Origin of the sequence: Leisingera sp. ANG1, assembly GCF_000203975.2 — a bacterium.
Classification (GTDB): domain Bacteria; phylum Pseudomonadota; class Alphaproteobacteria; order Rhodobacterales; family Rhodobacteraceae; genus Leisingera.
The window spans coordinates 70,446-90,005 of the sequence record NZ_AFCF02000006.1 but is presented as its reverse complement, the minus strand read 5'-3'; the positions used below and the strand labels follow the sequence as shown (position 1 = coordinate 90,005).

Below are 19,560 nucleotides of genomic sequence, written 5' to 3'. Positions count from 1 at the left end.
CCGTTAGAGCGCTTGGCAATGGCGCCGCGGCGTGGCCGGCTTGACGTGTTATCAAATATTGTTAACAATAAATGACAACAAAGGAGGAGCGCATGAAAATCCTGGTCGTCAATCCCAACTCGACCGAGTCGATGACGCGGAAGATCGTCGCGGCCGCGGAGGCCGCTGCCAGCCCCGGTGTCACCATCATGGGTGCCACCGCAGCAGGTGCGCCCGCCAGCATCGAAGGCCATTTCGACGAGGCGATGTCGCTGCCCGGCCTGCTGGCCCAGGTGGCGGCGGGCGAGGAGCAGGGCGTGGACGGCATCGTTGTCGCCTGTTTCGACGATCCCGGCATCGGCGCCTGCCGCGAACTGGCCACCGGCCCGGTGCTGGGCATCTGCGAAGCGGCGGTAAAGGCGGCCAGCATGCTGGCCACCTCTTTCACCGTGGTCACCACTCTGCCTCGCGCAGTGCCGGTGATCGAACATTTGGTCCACGGCTACGGCCTCAGCCACCAGTGCCGCCGGGTGCGCTCTGCCGCGATCCCGGTGCTGGCGCTGGAGGAGGAAGGATCAGACGCGCGCCAGAAAATCCGCGCCGAGATCCTGCGCGCCATCGAGGAGGACCATTGCGAAGCGGTGGTGCTGGGCTGTGCCGGCATGGCCGACCTCACCCAATGGCTCAGCCAGGAGACAGGCATTCCCGTCATCGACGGGGTCAGCGCGGCAACGCGGATGATCGAGGCGCTGGCGGGCTGCGGCCTGAAGACCAGCAAGATCAACGCCTATGCGCGCCCCAACCGGAAATAATGGTATCGTCAGGGAGGACAACATGACCATGAACGCAGAACTGGAAGCCGCCAGCCCCGGCGGCGTCACCGAGGACCACAGCAGCAAGGGCATCGGGGAGGAGAGCCTTGCACCGCAGGAAACGCGGATCATGGATCCGTGGTCCTATCTCTTTGCCTGGCTGGGCGGCTGCGTGTCGATCGGCACCTTCACCATCGGCTCCGGCCTGGTGGGCACACTGAACCTGCTGCAGACCTTTGTTGCCATCGCCATCGGCTGCACCGTGATCGGCCTCGCGCTGATGATCAACGGCCAGGCCGGGCACAAATACGGCATTCCCTTCATGGTGCAGGCACGCTCTGCCTTCGGCTTTGCCGGAACCCGCCTGCCGGCGCTGGTGCGTTCCGTTCCCGCCATCGTCTGGTTCGGTTTCCAGAGCTGGATCGGCGCAGGCGCCCTGAACCTCGTCTCCGACACGCTGTTCGGCTACGACAACATCGTGGTGTTCTTCATCGGCTTCCAGCTGCTGCAGATCGGCCTGTCGGTGCTGGGCTTCCACGGCATCAAGTGGCTGGAGAACATCGGCTCCGTCTTCATCATCGGCTCGCTGGTCTACATGTTCTTCAGCGTGATCAGCAAATACGGCGAGGAAATCTCCGCCAATCTGGTCAATGTTGAAGGCACCTGGGGCGCGCCCTTCTGGGGAGCCACCATGCTGTTCCTGGGCATCTACAGCACCATGATGCTGAACGTCTCCGACTACTCGCGCGAGCTGCGCCGCAACGTCGGCCCGTTCCGCCAGGTCGCAATTTATGCCAACTCGATCCTGCCCGCGACACTGTTTATGGGGCTGATCGGCCTGATGGTCTCCGGCGCCACCGGCGAGGTCGACCCGATCAAGGTGTTCTCCAGCGCCGTCGACAACAAGCCGCTGCTGGTCATCACCCTGCTGTTCATCGCCTTCGCGCAGGTCACCACCAACATCCTGAACAACGTGGTGCCGCCGGCCTACGCACTGATGGATATCTTCAAGATCAAGTTCAAGACCTCCGCCGTTATCGTCGGCCTCTTGGCCTTCGCCACCTTCCCCTGGGAGCTGGTCAAGGATGAATCCGCCGCTGGCCTCAGCCTGTTCATCCAGACCTATTCCGCCTTCCTGGGCCCGATCTTTGCGATCCTGGTGGTGGACTACTTTATCCTGCGCAAGCAGAAGCTGGATCTGGACAAGCTTTACGATGAAACCGGCCCCTACCAGGGCGTGAACTGGGCCGCGGTCATCGCCATGGGCATCGGGGTTGCAGCAGCGCTGATCTTCTCCGGCATCTCCTGGTACGCCAGCTTGCTGCCCGCCGGTGTCTCCTACTACCTGCTGATGCAGCACCTGCCGGCCGCCAAGCGGTTCCTGGACTGACCGCAAGGCACCAGGCAAATGGAAAGCCCCGCCGATGGCGGGGCTTTTCCTGTGCGCCGGAGAGCCAAATCAGGCTGCGGCTTTCACTGCGGCAATCACGATGTCCAATGCCCGGTCCAGGTCCTCGCGGGAAATGGTCAGCGGCGGTGACAGGGTCAGCACGCTGCCCTGGCTGATCTTGTAGCTGAGGCCGGCCTCAAGGCAGGCGTAATAGATCTGCTCTGCCTTGGTGATGCCGGGCGTCATGGTCTGGCGGTCCTCGACAATCTCCACCCCGAACATCAGCCCGCGGCCGCGGATGTCGCCGACGATGGCCACCTGGCCCAGCGCATCGCGCAGCCGCTCCAGCGCGTGGCGTCCCAAATCGGCAGAACGCTCCACCAACCCTTCCTCTTCAATGATCTGCAGCGTGGTCAGGGCGGCGCGGGCAGTCACCGGGTTTTTCTCATGCGTGTAATGGCCGATGGCAAAATCTCCGCAGACATCCAGATCGCGCCGCGCCACGCAGGCAGCGATGGGCAGAATGCCGCCACCCAGCGATTTGCCCAGCGTCACGATGTCCGGCACGATTCCGTCATGCTGGAAGGAGAACATCTGCCCGGTCTTGCCCAGCCCGGTGGGGATTTCATCCAGGATCAGCAGCACGCCATGCTTGTCGCAGATCTCGCGCACCGATTTCCAGAACCCCGGCGGCGGCACATTCGGGACCGCACGCATCGCCTCGGCGATGAAGGCGCAATAGTCGCCGTCGCGGCCCAGCACATAGTCGATCATCCGCGCGCAGGCCTCGGCGCTGGCCTCCAGCGACTTGTGGCCATAGGCGCAGTTTGACGGGCTGAACGGCGCCACATGCTCCGTTCCAGGCAGCAAGGGCCCTGCGATATGGCTGCGGAAAGTGGCCTCTCCCCCGACCGAGGCAGCGCCAAACCCCGCGCCATGGAACGCATCCCAGAAGCTGAGCGTCTTGAACCGACCGGTGGCGGCGCGGGCGATTTTCAGCGCCACCTCGTTGGCGTCGGATCCGCCGGTGGTGAACAGGGTCTTGCCCAGATCGCCGGGGGTGATTGCCGTCAGCTTCTCTGCCAATTCCACTGCGGGTTCATTGGTGAAGCGGCGCGGTGCAAAGGGCAGGTCGTCCAGTTGCTGCTTGATCGCGGCGACCAGCTTGGGGTGGCCATAGCCCAGATGGTGCACAGAGTTGCCGTGGAAATCCATGTAGCGGCGGCCGTCCATATCCTCGATCCAGATACCCTCGGCCTTGGCGATGGTGCTGACGCAGGGGCTGGATAGGCTCTGGTGCAGGAAGGCATCCGCATCCCGCTCCAGCAGCGGTGCGGAATGGGGGCCGATGGATGTTTTCAGCCAGGCCTTGCGGGCCTCGGACGTGTTGGATTCACCTTCCGTATGGACGAGCATGTGGTGCCTCCGTGCAGGGGGTCAAAGGAGAAAGCTAAAAAGGCCGGGGCCAGGTGGAGCCAGCCCCGGCGGGCCGGTGTTATTCCGGCCAGGGGAGTGAGTAGGTCTTCACGTTGGTGAAGAATTTCATCGCCTCAATAACGCCTTCCTTGACCCCGTTGCCGGAATCCTTGATGCCGCCGAAAGGGGACATCTCGATCCGGTAGCCGGGCTGCTCCCAGATGTTGCAGGTGCCCACGTCCAGACCGTTGATATAGGCAATCGCCCGGTTCAGATCATTGGTGCAGACACCCGACGACAGCCCGAACTCGGTGGAGTTGGAGATCCGCATCACCTCAGCGTCGTCATCCGGCACCCGGACGATGGGCACGATGGGGCCAAAGGTCTCCTCCATCACCAACTCGCTGTTGTGCGGCACCTTGTCGACCACGATCGGCGGCAGCAGCGCGCCCTGGCGGCCAGGGTGGTAGAGGATCTCGGCCCCCTCGGCCTCGGCCATGTAGACACGTTTCTCGAACAGCTCCGCCGCCTTGTCGTGGATGACGCAGCCGAGTTCCGTCTCGGGATCCTGCGGATCGCCGAACTTGATCTTCTTGGCTTTTTCCAGAACCAGCGGCACGAAGCGCTCCGCGACACTTTCCTGCACCAGGATGCGCTTGATCGCGGTGCAGCGCTGGCCGGAGTTGCCGGTGGCGCCCGCCACGGCAATGGTGGCCGCCTTTTCCAGATCGGCATCGGACAGATCATTCAGCACGATCAACGGATCGTTGCCACCCAGTTCCAGCGCCTGGCGCTTGTAGACGCCCTTTTCGGCAATCATCTTGCCCACCGGCACACCACCGGTGAAGGTGATGATGTCGATGTTTTCATTGGTGATCATCTCGTCGCCAATGTCCTTGGGCCAGCCCGTGACCACCTGGAACATCTCCGGCGGCAGCCCCGCTTCATAGAGGATATCGGCCAGCGCGATGCAGGTCAGCGGCGTCAGTTCCGTCGGTTTGCAGACCATGCAGTTGTTGGTCGCAATCGCGGGCGCAATCTTGTGGCTCACCATGTTCAAAGGGTGGTTGAACGGAGTGATCGCCGAGATCGCCTTGACCGGCTCGCGCTTGGTGAAGATCTTGCGCGCCTTGCCGTTGTGCGTCAGATCGCAGGAGAAGATCTCACCATCATCCTTCAGCGCCTCGGCCGCGGCAAACTGATAGACGTCCTGGGCGCGCTTGGTCTCATAGATCGCGTGCTGGTGGCAGATGCCCAGCTCCAGCGTCAGCCATTTGGCCAGCCACTCGCGCTTCTCGCCGATCAGCTCCCCTGCCCGCTGCAGGATCTGACTGCGCTCATAGCGGGTCAGCTTGGGCGTATAGTTCGCGGCAATCTCAAACGCCTTGCGGGCGTGCTCGGCCTGACCGGCCGGCACATGGCCCACCACCTCGTTGGTATAAGGGTAGAGAACCGGCACGGTTTCCTCGGTAAAGACCACCTCGCCGCCGATGCGCATGCCCTCGTTGCGGATTTCGGTATCGCTCATCGCCTGATCCTTCATGGTTACAGCGCCGCCGCCTGCGCGGCATAGAAAAACGCATCAAAGTTGCGCAGCACCGGGCGCTCCGGCAGCGGCAGAACGCGGTTGCAGATGAAGGGTACCTCCTGTTCGGTCAGCCCGCCATGGCTGCGCAGCGGTTCATTGAGCGCGGCCAGATCGTGGCGGTGCTCAGACGTGCCGATGCAGATGTTCTCGCCGGACACCAGAATGATGTCGCCGATCCGGTCGGCGGGCAGCTCGAACCGGGCCACCGCCTCCTCGCGGGTCAGCACATCGGTAATCGCGTCATAACCCGCGAGCCGCTCCATGATCTCCGCCCGGTCCGCGCCCTCTGGCAAGTAGCAGGTGGCAAAGGAGCCGAGCGCGCCGTGATGCACCACATAAGGGTCGGTGATCGGCAGGATCACCCGGGCCTGGCCCTCGCCCAGCCAGTCGTCCATCAGGTCCTGCACATAGATCACGCTGGGGGAGCCATCGGCGTGGTGCTTGGGCTTCATGCCGTGGTCGGCGGTTACCACGATGGCAGCGCCCAGCGCGTCAAGCTCCGTCAGGTACTTGTCGAACATCTCATAGAAGGCCTTGGCCTCTGCCTGATCGGGGCTGTACTTGTGCTGCACATAGTCGGTGGTGGTCAAATACATCACATCCGGCGCCCATTCCTTCAGCAGTTTTACACCGGCGGCAAAGACAAACTCGCTGAGTTCAGCCGAGTAGACCTCGGGCTGCGCCATGCCCAGCCACTCGGATGCCTTCTCCTGACCATGCTCGGCTGCGGTCGATGTGTCGGATTTCTCCGCCGAGAAGCACTTGGCTCGGTCGTCGCCGCACTCCAGGCCTGCCCCCAAGAGCGCCCGCAGCTTGTCCTTGGCAGTGACCACGGCCACCCGCGCGCCAGCGTCATAGAACGCCTTGAACACCGTCGGCGCCCGCAAAAAGCGCACGTCGTTCATCATCACCTCTTCGCCGGTGTCCGGGTCGATCAGGTAGTTGCCGCAGATCCCGTGCACCACCGGCGGACGGCCTGTCGCAATCGACAGGTTGTTGGGGTTGGTGAACGAGGGCACCACCGAATGCGCCAGCCGGTCGGTGCCTTCCGTGCGCATCCGCTTGAGCGTGGGCATCAGACCGTCAGCAATTGCCTTGTCCAGATACTCCGGCTCGCAGCCGTCCAGACAGATGGCAATCGCGCAGGTCTTGGGCACATCATAGGCGCGGCCGTTTGCCACGACGGGGGATTGAATGGTCATATGTCGAAGTCCTTTGTGTCTCAGGCAGCCAGTTTGGCGCGTTCTTCCAGCGCCGCGGCGGGCGGGGCCGCGCTGGCGACGCCCATTTCGGCAAGTGTTTCCTTGGCGGCAGACACGACCTGCCGCATCACGTGTTCATCCATCTGCCCAATGCAGCCGACGCGGAAACTGTCCACAACTGTCAGTTTGCCCGGGTAGATGATAAAGCCCTTTTCCTTCATCAGATCGTAGAAGCGGTCGAAGACGAAATTCGCATCCGCAGGGCAAAAGAATGTGACGATGATGGGCGACAGCCAGCGGTTCTGCAGCAGCGTCTCGAACCCCAGATCGCGCATGCCAGCAACCATCACATCGCGGTTGCGGGTATAGCGGCCGCCGCGCCCCGCGACGCCGCCTTCAGCCTCATGCGCCTTGAGCGCCTCAAGGAAAGCCGCAACCACATGGGTCGGCGGGGTGAACCGCCATTGGCCGGTCTTTTCCATATGCGCCCATTGCGCATGCACATCCAGCGACAGCGAATGGCTGTTGCCCCTGGCGGCTTCCAGCTCCGCCTTGCGGGCAATGACAAAGCCGAAGCCCGGCACGCCCTCTATGCATTTGTTGGCCGAGGACACCATCGCTTCATAGCGGATCTGCGACGGCTGCAGTTCAATGGCGCCAAACGCTGACATCGAGTCGATCAGCAGCTTGCGGCCCGCGGCGTAAACAGCCTCGGAAATCTCCTCCACCGGGTTCAGAATGCCCGAGGAGGTTTCGCAGTGGATCGCCACCACATGGGTGATCGACGGATCATTTGCCAGGATCTGCGCCACTTCATCGCCGCGCGGTGGCAGGTAATCGCCCTTGTCCAGCAGCTGATAGGCGCGGCCCAGGTATTGCAGCGTCTGCGCCGAGCGCAGCCCGTAGGCGCCATTGGCCAGCACCAGCGCCTTACCGTCCCGCGGCACAAAGGACGCCAGCATCGCCTCCACCGCAAAGCTGCCGGAGCCCTGCATCGGCACGCAGTCATATTCGCCAGCCCCCTCCCCCAACAGCGCCAGCAGGCGGCTGCGCATGTCGCGGGTCATGGCGCGGAAGTCGTCGTCCCAGCTGCCCCAGTCCCGCAGCATGGCTTGTTTCACCTCATAGGATGTGGTCAGCGGCCCAGGGGTCAGGAGGTAAGGTTCGCCTAGAAAAGGCGGGTCAATCTGCGGTGCGGAAGCGGTCATTGCCTGTCTCCAATGCATGGTTCGAGAGCATGATTGCGCCAGCCTCAATCATATGTAAAATTGCAAAAAACAATTCAATGATAGGCCATGCCTATACAAAGTCACAGGGACGGATCATGCGCCATTCACAGCTCAAGGCCTTTCACCACGTGGCCCTCCTGGGCGGCTTTTCCCGCGCTGCAGAGGCGCTGCGCCTGACCCAGCCCGCGGTCTCCGAACAGGTGCGCAAGCTGGAGCAGGACCACGATCTGCTGCTGTTCCGGCGCGAGAAGAAGCGGGTGTTCCTGACAGAAGCGGGCGAGGAGCTGCTGCATCTGACCAAGCAGTATTTCGAGGTCGAAACCCAGATCGGGGACTATCTGTCAGCCACCCGCGCCGCGGTGGAAGGGGAACTGCGCATCATCGCGGACTCCGCCCAGCACATGACCGGTTTCCTGGGCCCGTTCCAGAAACGCTATCCGAATGTCGTGATCTCTCTGCGGGCCGGAAACACTGGTGAAATCATTGACGAGCTGCGCGCCTATAATGCCGAAATCGGCGTGGCCGGCAGCCTGTCTCCGGGCAAGGACATGAGCGTGCTGAACCTCGGCGCCACCGGCATCGTCGCCTTTGCCGCCCGCGGACTGCTGATGGCTTCGCAAACGGCTCTCTCGTTCCAGGAACTGGCGCAGCTTCCGCTGGTCTTCCGCGAGGAAGGCTCAAAGACCCGTGAGAAAGTGGAGATGGCCGCCCGCGAACACGGCATCCGCCTGAAGCCCGCGATCGTCGCCGAAGGCCGCGAGGCCGTGCGTGAGCTTGTGGCCTCCGGTGCTGGCATCGGGTTTGTCTCCGAGGCCGAGTTCGGCCATGACAACCGCCTGGTCAAATACGGCCTGCGCGATGCGGATCTGGAGATGAGCGAAAGCATCATCTACCTGACCCAGCGCCGCGACGTCCGGGTGATCCGCGCCTTTATGGAGTTTGCCAAAAGTGTTCAGGCCGATAGGGATACCCTGCAAAACACTGTGCACCCAGGCTGATCGCAAGGACATCGGCCGTTCACCCCGGGCAGCGCATCAGCCGAGGAATCATGAGGCATCGCCTGAAAATTTAGGAAGTGGCGGACCGAGGAGGATTCGAACCCCCGACCCCTTGATTCGTAGTCAAGTACTCTATCCAGCTGAGCTATCGGTCCACTGCGGCGGGGTTTAATCTTAGCATCAGGGAGTCGCAACCCCAAAAAGAAAAATTTTCTGCTGCCCTGCCGCACACCGCGGCCGCAGAGGTCAGAGGGTGCCGTCACCCTTGGGCAGGCAGATTTCGAAAACGGTGCCTTCAGGGCCGGTTTGCGTCAGCTTCACGCTGCCGCCATGGCCGCGGGCCAGCTCGCCGGCAATCGCCAGCCCCAGGCCGGTGCCGCCCTTGCGGATGCCGCCCTGAAACGGCGTGAACAGATTGTCCTGCGCCTTCTTCGGCAGACCCGGCCCGGTGTCGGCAACCGTGATGTACCAGGCCTCGTCCTCTTCGCGCGCGTCCACCGTGATACGGCCCGGCTTGCCGCTGGCTGCAATCGCCTGGCGGGCATTGCGCACCAGGTTCAGCACGATGCGGAACAACTGCTCCGGGTCGGCGCGCAGCATCATCGGCTTGGCCACCGCATTGATGATCTCCACATTGCCGCTGTCCGCTGCCAGCAGTTCGCTTTCGGCGATGTCGGCGGTGATCTCATGCAGGCAGACCACGCCGAATGTGGGCGACGGTTCCTCTGCCTTGCCAAAGGCCAATGTGCCTTCGCACAGCGACACCGCGCGGGTGATCGAGTTCACCAGCTTCGGCGCCAGGCGGCGCACCAGCGGGTCTTCGCTCATCTCGATGCGGTCGGTGAACAGCTGCGCCGAGGTCAGGATGTTGCGCAAATCATGGCTGACTTTGGCGACCGCGCCGCCCAGCTGCGCCAGCCGCTCGCGCTGCTTCAGCGCCTGGGTCAGCTCGGTCTGCAGCTGCATCAGCGCTTCCTCGGCCTCGCGCAGCTCCACCACGCTGGAGCTCGGGTGGATGATGCCGCGCGCATCCTCCGGCGCCGCCGCATAGCGCTGCATGTAGCCCACGACGCCCTTGATCGGCTTCACCAGCACGATCCGCACCGCGATGAACAGCAGCACCGCGGTAAAGACAGAGATCACGGCGGACAGGATCAGGATCCGCACCCCGTAGTCGATCATTGCAGTGCGCAGCGGCGCGGTCTCCATCGTGACCTCGATCAGCAGCCCCGCCTCGCGCACTGGCGCGCCGATCACCCGGATGATCTCATTCTCCGGGCGGGCCAGCCGCATCACCGCATCGCGGATCAGGGTCATGGCACCGGCCATGCGCAGGTCATAGGTGCCGGTGATCTCCCGCGGGATCGGCGAGGCCAGCATCAGCTGGCGAATCTCATCGCGGCGCAGCACCACGTTGTAGACGCCCGCGTTCTCCAGCAGTTCCGCTTCCAGCTCTGTCTCCAGCATGTCATCGGCCAAAAGCGCCAGCGAGGCGATCTGCGCCCGCTCCAGCCGGTCGGCCAGATAATCCTCGCGGAACCGCGCGATCGACGGCACAAAGATCAGCACCTCGGCCAGCATCACGAAGACCGTGGTCAGGATCAGGAATCGGCCCGAGAGCGTGTTGAGCATGAAGCGGCCTTCAGTTCATGAAATCCAGCGCTGAACAAAGCGCACGGCGCGTTTAACAAAGCTACTCTCAAACAGCCGCGGGGAGAAATAGGCCCCCGCCACCCGTTTGTTAATCTCGCTCATACTGGGATAAGGCGCAACCATTGCAGCCACTTGGCTCATTTTCAGGGTGTTGGCGATGGCCATCGACCAAAAGGCGATGTGCTCCCCCGCCTGATGGCCCGCGATGGTCGCGCCCACGGGACGGCCCTTGACCACCATCACCTTGATAAATCCTTTGGTCTTGCGCTCGGCAATGGCGCGGTCGTTGTGATGGTAGTCGAACCGTGCCACCTCAAGCTTCACCCCGTAACGATCACGCGCCTGCATTTCGGTCAGCCCCACCTGTGCCAGCTCCGGATCGGTATATGTGGCCCAGGGGATATGGCTGGTCTTCGCCTTGGACGGCAGGCCGAACAGGGCAGAGCGGATGATGACGCTGGCATGATAACCCGCTACATGAGTGAACTGCATCCCGCCCGCCACATCGCCAATGGCATAGACGCGGCGGTTGGTGGTCAGCAGGCTCTCGTCCACCTTGATGCCGTTGCCTTCTGTTTCGATCCCGGCGGCGGCGAGGTTCAGCCGTTCCATGTTGGCCTTGCGCCCCACCGCCATCAGCAGGTGGCTGCCCTTGAAGGTGCTGCCGTCCTTGGTCTCAACCTCAATCGCCCCGGCCTGGCCGCCAATGCGGGAGACCATGGCGCCCTCGGCAATCTCGACGCCTTCCTCCCGCAGCGCATCCAGCACCAGCGCCGCCGCTTCCGGATCATCCTTGCCCAGCGCCTTGAAGCCTTCGATCACCGTGACCTTGCAGCCCAGACGGATATGCGCCTGCGCCATTTCCATGCCAATTGGACCGCCGCCGATGATCAGCAGATGCTCTGGCTTCTCGCGCAGGTCGAACAGTGTCTCGTTGGTTTCATAGGGAACCTTGTCTAGTCCCGGAATAGGCGGCACCAGCGGCGCCGAACCGGTGGCAATCACCATCCGCCGCGCTGTGATGCGGTAGTCTCCGGCGGCCACCTCGGTTTCCGAGACGAAATGCCCGAATTCGCGGATCACCCGCACGCCGAAGCCCTCAAACCGCTCCTGGCTGTCCACCGGGGCGATGGTTTCGATGACGTCGCGCACATGATCCTTGGCCGCTGCATAATCTGCCTGCGGCACCTGATCCGCCACGCCGAACGCCGCCGTATGCGCCTGGCCATGGGCCGCCTTGGCACTGGCCAGCAGCGCCTTGGAGGGCACACAGCCGTAGTTCAGGCAGTCGCCGCCCATCTTGTGGCCTTCCAGCAGCACCACGTCAGCCCCCATCTGGCTGGCGCCCGCCGCCACCGACAGCCCGCCGGAACCAGCCCCGATCACCAGAAGATCGCATGTGATGCTTTGCATGTTCAGCTGTCCTTCTTCGCTTGGCCGCGCAGGTTCCCGCGCACCGCTTTCACAATGATCGGCATCGCCGCCAGCACACAGAGGCCCAGAATCGGCCCGATCACATGCGGCTCCCACAGCAGGCTCAGGTCCGGATCGCCGCCGCGGTCAAAGACAGAGCCGACGCCAACGCCGATCCAGGTAAACACGATGGCACCGGGAATGATGCCCGCCGCGGTGGTCCACAGGAAGTTGCGGAATTTCACCCCCACCAGCGCGGGCAGCAGATTGGCGACAAAAAACGGCACCGCCGGCACCAGCCGCAGCAGCAGCAGAACCTCGACCTCATTTTCGCGCAGCGCCTGTTTCAGCATCTGCACCCGGCCCTCTGCCGCTTCGATCTTGGCAGTGAGCCAGGCCCCCAGCCCCATGCGCGCCGCCAGAAAGATACCCGCCGCGCCGATGGTGGCTGAGATCACGTTGAACGCCGTGCCTGCCGCCAGCCCGAACAGGAACCCGCCGGTGACCGACGCCACCGCCGCACCGGGCAGCGAGAACACCACGATCACGATGTAGATCCCCATGAACAGCGCAACCAGCCCCAGGTAGTTCTGATCCCGGAACGCCATCAGCGCCTCGCGGTTGTCGCGCAGCGTGTCAAAGGTCAGGTAATCCTTCAGCACCACAGCGCCGGTCAGCGCCACCGCCACCACCGCAATCAGCGGCAGATGCCGCGCCAGGCCCGGCTTGGCGCCGTCCTGTTCCTTGGGCTGGGGGCCTGTTTCCGGTGTCTCTGTCATGTCACTCATCGGTCCGTCTCAAATGAAGCTCTTTGTTGCTACGCATAAAATGGCCCCTGCGCGAGGTCCGGCAGCCCCGGATCACAGGCGCTTGATCGCCTGCCCCGGATTCGTGAGCTTTGTGGCAGAATCACTGCCCCGATGTTACATCCGCCCTGCCCGGAGGCCGCTCCGGCGCGGTTTTTGGCAGAAATGTTGCATATCTCCCCGAAAACCCGCCTTGCAGGGTTTGACTTACCCGCCATTCCCTCCTAAAGACCGGGCTTCGAGATAGACCCCGGGCGGGCGATTCCGCGCACCCGAAGAAAAAATGTGGAGACCGGAGCGATGAAACGCACCTATCAGCCTTCGAACCTGGTTCGCAAACGCCGCCACGGCTTCCGTGCGCGCATGGCCACCAAGGCAGGCCGCAAGATCCTGAACGCACGCCGCGCCCGCGGCCGTAAAGAACTGAGCGCATAAGCTCAGTTCCTGTTCTGACGGACATGACACCGCCGGAGGCCCCCAAGGACGGCAACGCTGCCCGTGGGGACACACCTCCGGCGGTGTCCGTTTGTCCGCCTGACACCCAAAAGATCGAGGTCATGGCCAAGCGCCGTGATTTCCTCGCCTGCGCCCGCCCCCCTGCCCGCAAGCAGGGCACCAAGGCGATGATGGTGCAGGGCCGCAACCGCCACGATGACTGTGGCATCCGCATGGGATTCACCTGCTCCAAGAAAGTCGGCAATGCGGTGGCCCGCAACCGCGCCAAGCGCCGCCTGCGCGAGGCCGCCCGGATGATTCTGCCCACCCATGGCCGCCCGGGCTGGGACTATGTCCTGATTGGCCGCGCGATTGAGACCGCCCAGCGCCCGTTCGAGGAGCTGAAGCGCGACCTGATCTATGCATTGAAGAAGATCCACGGCCAGTAAACGCTCCGGCTTTTGGCCGCATTGCCACCGGGCCGCCCTGCCCCTATCTATCCGCCATGACCCCGCTGGCCCATCTCTTTGCCCTGCCTGTGCGCGCCTACCGGCTGCTGTTCTCGCCTTGGGTCGGCTTCAACTGCCGCTACCAGCCCACCTGCTCGGCTTATGCTTTGGAAGCGCTGGAGAAACACGGCGCCATCAAAGGCGCCTGGCTGACCGCGCGGCGCATCGGACGCTGCCACCCGTTCGGCGGCGATGGCTATGACCCGGTGCCGGAGAAAAGGGACTGATCCCTCGCACGCCTTTTTTCCTTGGCAAAACGCCCGTCCTCGGCTAGGGCGCGCGCATGCTTGATGATGATCTGGACGAAATCCACCCGCTGTTTGCCGGCGCCCCCTCGACCACTGAGTTCAAGAAACTCAGGAAGCGCATCGTGCGCTACGCGCGCGAGGCGATTGAGCAATACGGCATGGTGGAGCGCCGCGAGGACGGCAGCACGCCCAAGTGGCTGGTCTGCCTGTCGGGCGGCAAGGACAGCTATACCCTGCTGGCCGTTCTCTATGAGCTGAAATGGCGCGGGTTGCTGCCGGTGGACCTCTTGGCCTGCAACCTGGATCAGGGCCAGCCCGGCTTTCCGGCGACGGTGCTGCCGGAGTTCCTGGAAAAGATGGGCGTGCCGCACCGGATCGAATATCAGGACACCTATTCCATCGTCGTCGACAAAGTGCCGCAGGGGCGCACCTACTGCGCGCTCTGCTCGCGTCTGCGCCGCGGCAACCTCTACCGCATCGCGCGGGAGGAAGGCTGCTCCGCCGTGGTGCTGGGCCATCACCGCGACGACATCCTGGAAACCTTCTTCATGAACCTGTTTCACGGCGGGCGCCTGGCGACGATGCCGCCCAAACTGGTCAATGAGGAAGGCGACCTGTTCGTGTTCCGCCCGCTGGCCCATGTGGCAGAGGCCGACTGCGAGAAATTTGCCCGCTCCATGAACTATCCGATCATCCCCTGCGACCTCTGCGGCAGCCAGGACGGATTGCAGCGCCAGCAGGTGAAACAGATCCTGGACCAGTGGGAATCAAACTCGCCGGGCCGCCGCCAGGTAATGTTCCGGGCACTGATGAATGCACGGCCCTCGCATCTTCTGGACCCGAAACTGTTCGATTTCACGGGCCTTGAGCTGAAGATTGCCGATTCCGCGGACGAAAATCCGGAAATTCCCCAGCTGCGTTAACTCCCGGGTTATATCAGCACCTTAGTCTCAGGGCCGAACGAACGGCTGCAGACGAAAGGTCTGGGAATGACAAATACGGGTTCAGGCATTTTGGCACGCCTCAGGCAGACCCTTGCCCCCGCTCTTGCGGGACCTGCGATGCTGGCCTTTCTGCCCGCCCTGACGCTTGCCACTTTCTGGCTTGGCGGCGAAACCGCGCTGCTGGCAGTTGCCCTGGGCCTGCCCGTGCTGATTGCCGCTGCCGGCGGCTTCAGCAAGCGCGGCAACACTGTGCCGCGCGACGCTGTCACTGGCATGATCCTGCGCGACGGGTTTGAGCAGGAGGCCGCCCGGATCCACACGGAATGCAGCGAGGGCGGCCTGCGCTCTGCCATCTTCGTGCTGGAGCTTGACGACTACAAGGAGCTGACCGACCGCCACGGGCAGGAGGCCGGCGACCGGATCATGCAGCATTGCGGCGCGCAAATCGTGTCGGCGCTGCGCCAGAACGACATCATCGCCCGGATCGGCGACAGCCGCTTTGCGGTCTGCCTGGCACCGACCCTGCAACTGGATCTGGAGCTGTGCATTCAGCTGGCCGGGCGGATGCAATCCGCGACGGAGGAGCCGGTGGCGCTGGACGGCACCACTCTCTACATGACCTCCTCGCTTGGCTTCTGCCAGCATAACCGGGCGCCCGGCAGCACCAGCGCCGAATGGAACAGCGCCGCCATCGCCGCCCTGTCGGAGGCGCAAAGCAACGGCCCCGGCGGCATCCGCGCCTATTCCGCCGATATGCCCGGCCACGCCAGCAGCCGCTCCAGCCTGCGCGACGAAGCCGCAGCGGCACTGGAGACCGGCCAGATCCAGGCCTGGTTCCAGCCGCAGATCTGCACCGACACCGGCCGGGTTTCGGGGTTTGAGGCGCTGGCCCGCTGGCTGCACCCGGTGCAGGGGCTGATCCCGCCCTCTACCTTCCTGCCCGCGCTGGAGGAGGCCGGGCTGATGGACCGGCTGAGCCAGGTGATGCTCTATAACGCGCTGGTCGCCATCAGGGCCTGGGACGAGGCCGGGGTGAAAGTGCCTTGCGTCGGCGTCAACTTCGCCACCCAGGAGCTGCGCAACCCGGGCCTTGCAGGCCGCGTCAAATGGGAGCTGGAGCGTTTCGGCCTGCCCGCGGACCGGCTCTGCGTGGAAATCCTGGAAACCGTGATGACCGATCAGCCCGACGATGTGGTCACCCGCAATATCCTCTCCCTCAGCGAGATGGGCTGCCCGATCGACCTCGACGATTTCGGCACCGGCCATGCCTCGATCTCCGCGGTGCGCCGCTTCAATATCTCCCGCATCAAGATCGACCGGTCCTTTGTGATGAAGGCCGATCAGGACCCGGAGCAGCAGAAACTGATCTCTGCCATTCTGACCATGGCCGAGCGGCTGGAGCTGGAGACCCTGGCCGAAGGGGTGGAAACCGCAGGCGAACACGCGCTGCTGGCACAGCTGGGCTGCGGCCATGTGCAGGGCTTTGGCATCGGCCGCCCGATGCCGTTCGACCAGACGCTTGATTGGATCGCCGCGCATGAGGCCAAGCTGCAGGATGCGCCCGCGATTGGCCGCCAAACGCCCTGACAGCCCCCCTGAACGCTCAATTCCTTTGATTTTCTGCCGCAGCGGTGCCCTTTGACGCGCCGCTGCACCGCGATTCTGCTTGACCTTTGCGGCCCACCTCTGTTGAACCCCACGTGTCCTTCCCTACACGAGGTGGCAGTCCCCAATGGACGATCAGAACAAAAATCTTATTCTCGCAACCGTACTCAGCTTTCTGGTGATCCTCGGGTGGTATACTTTCTTCCCGCCGCCGGAACCGGAACAGGCGCCGGAAACCGCGGTCACTGAAACCGCCCCGGCCGGCGACACCGCCGCAGCGCCCAGCGCCGCTGGTGCCGATGCCGTGGCCGAGGCTGCCCCGGAAGACGCCGCCGCCCCGGATGCGCCGCGCGTCGCCATCGACACGCCCCGCGTCACCGGCAGCATCTCGCTGCAGGGCGGCCGGATCGACGACCTGTCGCTGAAGGACTACCGCGAGACGCTGGATGAAGGCTCCCCGATCGTCAAACTGCTGAAACCGGTGGGCGAGGCCGGCGCCTATTACGCGCTCTACGGCTGGGCCCCGGGTGCGGGCCTGACCCTGAACGACGTGCCGGGCGCCAACACCATCTGGTCTGCCCCGGACGGCGCCACCCTGTCCGCGGACAGCCCGGTGACGCTCACCTGGGACAACGGCAAGGGCCTGACCTTCTCCCGCACCATCGCGGTGGATGAGGACTACATGTTCTCGGTCACCCAGTCGGTTGCCAATGCCTCCGGCGGCACCGTGTCGCTGGCGCCCTACGGCACCTTGGCCCGCCACGGCCAGCCCGAGGGGCTGAAGAACTTCTTCATCCTGCACGAGGGCCTGGTCGGCATGACCGATGGCGAGCTGGCCGAGACCGATTATGACGACATGGCCGATTTCGAGCCCGATCCGCGCGACGGTTCCAAGTCCAGCGTCAAGCAGGTCGAAGCCAACGGCTGGATCGGCTTCACCGATCACTACTGGATGTCCACCCTGGTGCCCGCACCGGGCCAGGGCTTCCGCTCCATCGCCAAATTCGACGAGCGCCGCGAGATCTATCAGACCGACATCGTGCTGCCGACCGTCACCGTGGCAGAGGGCCAGTCCTCTGAAGTCACCACCCAGCTGTTTGCCGGCGCCAAGGAATGGGACGCCATCCGCGGCTACGAGAAAGCGGGCATAGAGGGCTTCCTGGACGTGATCGACTGGGGCTGGTTCTTCTTCCTGACCAAGCCGATGTTCTGGCTGCTGCACAACCTGAACGTCCTGATCGGCAACATGGGCTGGGCTATCATCGGCCTCACGGTGGTGATCAAGATCCTGGTGTTCCCGCTGGCCTATAAATCCTATGCCTCCATGGCGAAGATGAAAGAGCTTCAGCCGGAGATGGAGAAGCTCAAGGAGCGCGCCGGCGACGACCGCCAGAAGATGCAAAAGGAGATGATGGAGCTCTACAAAAAGGAGAAGGTGAACCCCGCCGCGGGCTGTCTGCCGATCCTGATCCAGATCCCGATCTTCTTCTCGCTCTACAAGGTGATCTTCGTCACCCTGGAACTGCGCCACGCCCCGTTCTTCGGCCCGTTCCAGGACCTCAGCGCGCCGGACCCGACCTCGATCATGAACCTGTTCGGCCTGCTGCCCTTCGCCTCCCCGGCACCGGAAAGCATCCTGGCCCTGGTCTTCATCGGTATCCTGCCGATCCTGCTCGGCATCTCGATGTGGCTGCAGCAGAAGCTGAACCCGGCGCCCACCGACCCGACCCAGCAGATGATCTTTGCCTGGATGCCTTGGGTGTTCATGTTCATGCTCGGCGGCTTCGCCTCCGGCCTGGTGGTCTACTGGATCGCCAACAACACGATCACCTTCAGCCAGCAGTACCTGATCATGCGCAGCCACGGCTACAAACCGGACGTGTTCGGCAACATCAAGTCGAGCTTCAAGAAGAAGCCGAAGGCTGAGAAGGAATGACCGCAAAGGTCACAGACATCTGGCGCCACCCGCTCAAATCCCATGGGCGGGAGGCACTGGAAAGCGTCACCATGATCGCCGGGCAGACCATGCCCGGCGACCGCGTTTGGGCGGTTGCAAACGAACAGTCCAAGGCCGACGGCAGCAAATGGGTGGTCTGCGGCAACTTCTCCCGCGGGTCGCAGTCCCCTGCCCTGATGGCCATCAACGCGCGGCTGGACGATGCCACCGGGCTTCTCACGCTGACCCACCCGCAGCGGCCCGACTTTACCTTTGATCCCGAAAATCCGGCGGACCTGCAGCGCTTTCTTGATTGGGAAAAGCCGCTGCTGCCCGCTACCGCCCGCGCCTCAGCCCGCATCATCCGGGTGCCGGGCCGCGGCATGACTGACACTGACTTCCCCTCGATCACCCTGTGCAATTGGGCTTCCCACCGCGCGGTAGAGCAGGCCATTGGGCACGAACTCTCTCCCCTGCGCTGGCGCGGCAACATCTGGTTCGACCTGGATGATCCTTGGGCCGAGAACGATTGGCTGGGCCGCGAGGTGCAGATCGGCGCGGCCGTCTTTGCGGTGCGCGAGCGGGTGGTGCGCTGCCTGGCGACCACCGCCAACCCCGAAACCGGCGAACGCGACGCCGATACGCTCAAGACCCTCAAGGACAACTGGGGCCACCAGGATTTCTCGGTCTACGCCGAGGTGGTGCGCGGCGGCGAAATCCGCCTGGGCGACGCGGTAAAGGTGCTGTGATGCAGATGCAATTTTCCCTGGCCGAAGCGCCGGACGACATTTCCGCTGAAAAGGGCCGCAAGCTGTTTGCGGGCGAGACCGAGTTCCTGAAAGGCGTGGTCGCGATGAACGGCCTGCCGGATGCCGACCGGGTGGAGGTCTGCTTTGCCGGCCGTTCCAACGTCGGCAAGTCGAGCCTGATCAACGCGCTGACCGGCACCAAGGGCATCGCCCGCGCCTCCAACACACCGGGCCGCACCCAGGAGATCAACTTCTTCACCCAGGGGCCTGAGCTCTATCTGGTCGACCTGCCCGGCTATGGCTATGCCAACGCGCCGCTCAAGGTGGTGGAGCAATGGCAGAAACTCTTGAAACGCTATCTGTCAGGCCGCCAGAACCTGCGCCGCGCCTTTGTGCTGATCGACAGCCGCCATGGCGTGAAGGCGGTGGATGACGAGATCATGAAGCTCTTGGACAGCTCCGCCGTTACCTTCCAATGCGTGATGACCAAGGCCGACAAGGTCAAGGAAAAGGACCGCGCCAAGGTGCTGGAACAGGTCAAGGGCGCGCTGGCGAAACACCCCGCCGCCTACCCTGAGATCGTGCTGACCTCGTCTGAGAAGGGCGACGGCATCGCCACCCTGCGCTCCATCATCGCGGGGCTGTAAC

General features: G+C 63.6%; 18 protein-coding genes and 1 tRNA gene. 11 read left to right on the top strand and 8 right to left on the bottom strand.

Annotation, left to right across the window (positions count from 1 at the left end; all coding sequences use genetic code 11):
* The first annotated feature begins 92 nt into the window (after positions 1-92).
* Positions 93-791 carry an aspartate/glutamate racemase family protein gene (locus GC1_RS09865; RefSeq protein ID WP_019298052.1) on the top strand — a complete coding sequence of 233 codons (699 nt, stop codon included), beginning with the start codon at positions 93-95 and terminating at the stop codon, positions 789-791.
* Positions 792-813: 22 nt separating this feature from the next.
* Positions 814-2,181, top strand: a complete 1,368-nt coding sequence (locus GC1_RS09860) for an NCS1 family transporter (protein ID WP_019298051.1) — start codon at positions 814-816, stop codon at positions 2,179-2,181.
* Between the two features lie 69 nt (positions 2,182-2,250).
* Here GC1_RS09860 and pbfA read toward each other — a convergent pair whose 3' ends face one another.
* The 4 genes from pbfA to GC1_RS09840 all read right to left on the bottom strand — a co-directional run bounded on the left by pbfA (position 2,251) and on the right by GC1_RS09840 (position 7,595).
* Positions 2,251-3,597: a (R)-1-hydroxy-2-aminoethylphosphonate ammonia-lyase gene (pbfA, locus tag GC1_RS09855; RefSeq protein ID WP_019298050.1), complete on the bottom strand. Its 1,347-nt coding sequence runs from the start codon at positions 3,595-3,597 to the stop codon at positions 2,251-2,253.
* A gap of 79 nt (positions 3,598-3,676) precedes the next feature.
* A complete protein-coding gene (gene phnY / locus GC1_RS09850; protein ID WP_029205016.1) occupies positions 3,677-5,125 on the bottom strand; it encodes a phosphonoacetaldehyde dehydrogenase in 1,449 nt (482 codons plus the stop codon).
* A gap of 17 nt (positions 5,126-5,142) precedes the next feature.
* Positions 5,143-6,387 (bottom strand): phosphonoacetate hydrolase, encoded by a 1,245-nt coding sequence (phnA, locus tag GC1_RS09845; protein WP_019298048.1) that lies wholly within the window; start codon positions 6,385-6,387, stop codon positions 5,143-5,145.
* Positions 6,388-6,407: 20 nt separating this feature from the next.
* Entirely contained in the window at positions 6,408-7,595 is a 1,188-nt protein-coding gene (locus GC1_RS09840) for a 2-aminoethylphosphonate--pyruvate transaminase (protein ID WP_019298047.1), read from the bottom strand.
* A gap of 116 nt (positions 7,596-7,711) precedes the next feature.
* Between GC1_RS09840 and GC1_RS09835 the strand changes: the two genes are divergently transcribed.
* The gene (locus tag GC1_RS09835) at positions 7,712-8,614 is read left to right on the top strand and encodes a LysR substrate-binding domain-containing protein (protein ID WP_029205015.1); all 903 of its coding nucleotides are present in this window, start codon (positions 7,712-7,714) and stop codon (positions 8,612-8,614) included.
* Between the two features lie 78 nt (positions 8,615-8,692).
* On the opposite strand, the gene GC1_RS09830 is transcribed toward GC1_RS09835, so the two are convergent.
* The 4 genes from GC1_RS09830 to GC1_RS09815 form a co-directional block, all read right to left on the bottom strand.
* Positions 8,693-8,769: transfer RNA gene (locus GC1_RS09830), tRNA-Arg, on the bottom strand.
* 91 nt (positions 8,770-8,860) lie between these two features.
* Positions 8,861-10,246, bottom strand: a complete 1,386-nt coding sequence (locus tag GC1_RS09825; protein WP_019298045.1) for a sensor histidine kinase — start codon at positions 10,244-10,246, stop codon at positions 8,861-8,863.
* A 15-nt stretch (positions 10,247-10,261) separates the two neighbouring features.
* Positions 10,262-11,680, bottom strand: a complete 1,419-nt coding sequence (locus GC1_RS09820) for a dihydrolipoyl dehydrogenase family protein (protein WP_019298044.1) — start codon at positions 11,678-11,680, stop codon at positions 10,262-10,264.
* Positions 11,681-11,682: 2 nt separating this feature from the next.
* Positions 11,683-12,468, bottom strand: a complete 786-nt coding sequence (locus tag GC1_RS09815; protein ID WP_019298043.1) for a TVP38/TMEM64 family protein — start codon at positions 12,466-12,468, stop codon at positions 11,683-11,685.
* Between the two features lie 318 nt (positions 12,469-12,786).
* Between GC1_RS09815 and rpmH the strand changes: the two genes are divergently transcribed.
* The 8 genes from rpmH (at position 12,787) to yihA (ending at position 19,559) form a co-directional block, all read left to right on the top strand.
* Positions 12,787-12,921 (top strand): 50S ribosomal protein L34, encoded by a 135-nt coding sequence (rpmH, locus tag GC1_RS09810; protein ID WP_008554144.1) that lies wholly within the window; start codon positions 12,787-12,789, stop codon positions 12,919-12,921.
* A 23-nt stretch (positions 12,922-12,944) separates the two neighbouring features.
* Entirely contained in the window at positions 12,945-13,370 is a 426-nt protein-coding gene (rnpA, locus tag GC1_RS09805) for a ribonuclease P protein component (RefSeq protein WP_019298042.1), read from the top strand.
* A gap of 56 nt (positions 13,371-13,426) precedes the next feature.
* A complete protein-coding gene (gene yidD, locus GC1_RS09800) occupies positions 13,427-13,657 on the top strand; it encodes a membrane protein insertion efficiency factor YidD (protein WP_019298041.1) in 231 nt (76 codons plus the stop codon).
* Between the two features lie 56 nt (positions 13,658-13,713).
* Entirely contained in the window at positions 13,714-14,601 is an 888-nt protein-coding gene (gene ttcA / locus GC1_RS09795; RefSeq protein ID WP_019298040.1) for a tRNA 2-thiocytidine(32) synthetase TtcA, read from the top strand.
* Positions 14,602-14,667: 66 nt separating this feature from the next.
* On the top strand, positions 14,668-16,209 hold the full coding sequence (locus tag GC1_RS09790; protein ID WP_019298039.1) for a putative bifunctional diguanylate cyclase/phosphodiesterase: 1,542 nt from the start codon (positions 14,668-14,670) through the stop codon (positions 16,207-16,209).
* 145 nt (positions 16,210-16,354) lie between these two features.
* On the top strand, positions 16,355-18,163 hold the full coding sequence (yidC, locus tag GC1_RS09785) for a membrane protein insertase YidC (protein ID WP_019298038.1): 1,809 nt from the start codon (positions 16,355-16,357) through the stop codon (positions 18,161-18,163).
* Complete coding sequence (locus GC1_RS09780; RefSeq protein WP_019298037.1) at positions 18,160-18,912, top strand: MOSC domain-containing protein; 753 nt, start codon at positions 18,160-18,162, stop codon at positions 18,910-18,912. The genes yidC and GC1_RS09780 overlap by 4 nt, the downstream gene beginning before the upstream one ends.
* Positions 18,912-19,559 (top strand): ribosome biogenesis GTP-binding protein YihA/YsxC, encoded by a 648-nt coding sequence (gene yihA, locus GC1_RS09775; RefSeq protein WP_019298036.1) that lies wholly within the window; start codon positions 18,912-18,914, stop codon positions 19,557-19,559. Before GC1_RS09780 ends, yihA begins: the two co-directional genes overlap by 1 nt.
* Position 19,560 lies beyond the last annotated feature (1 nt).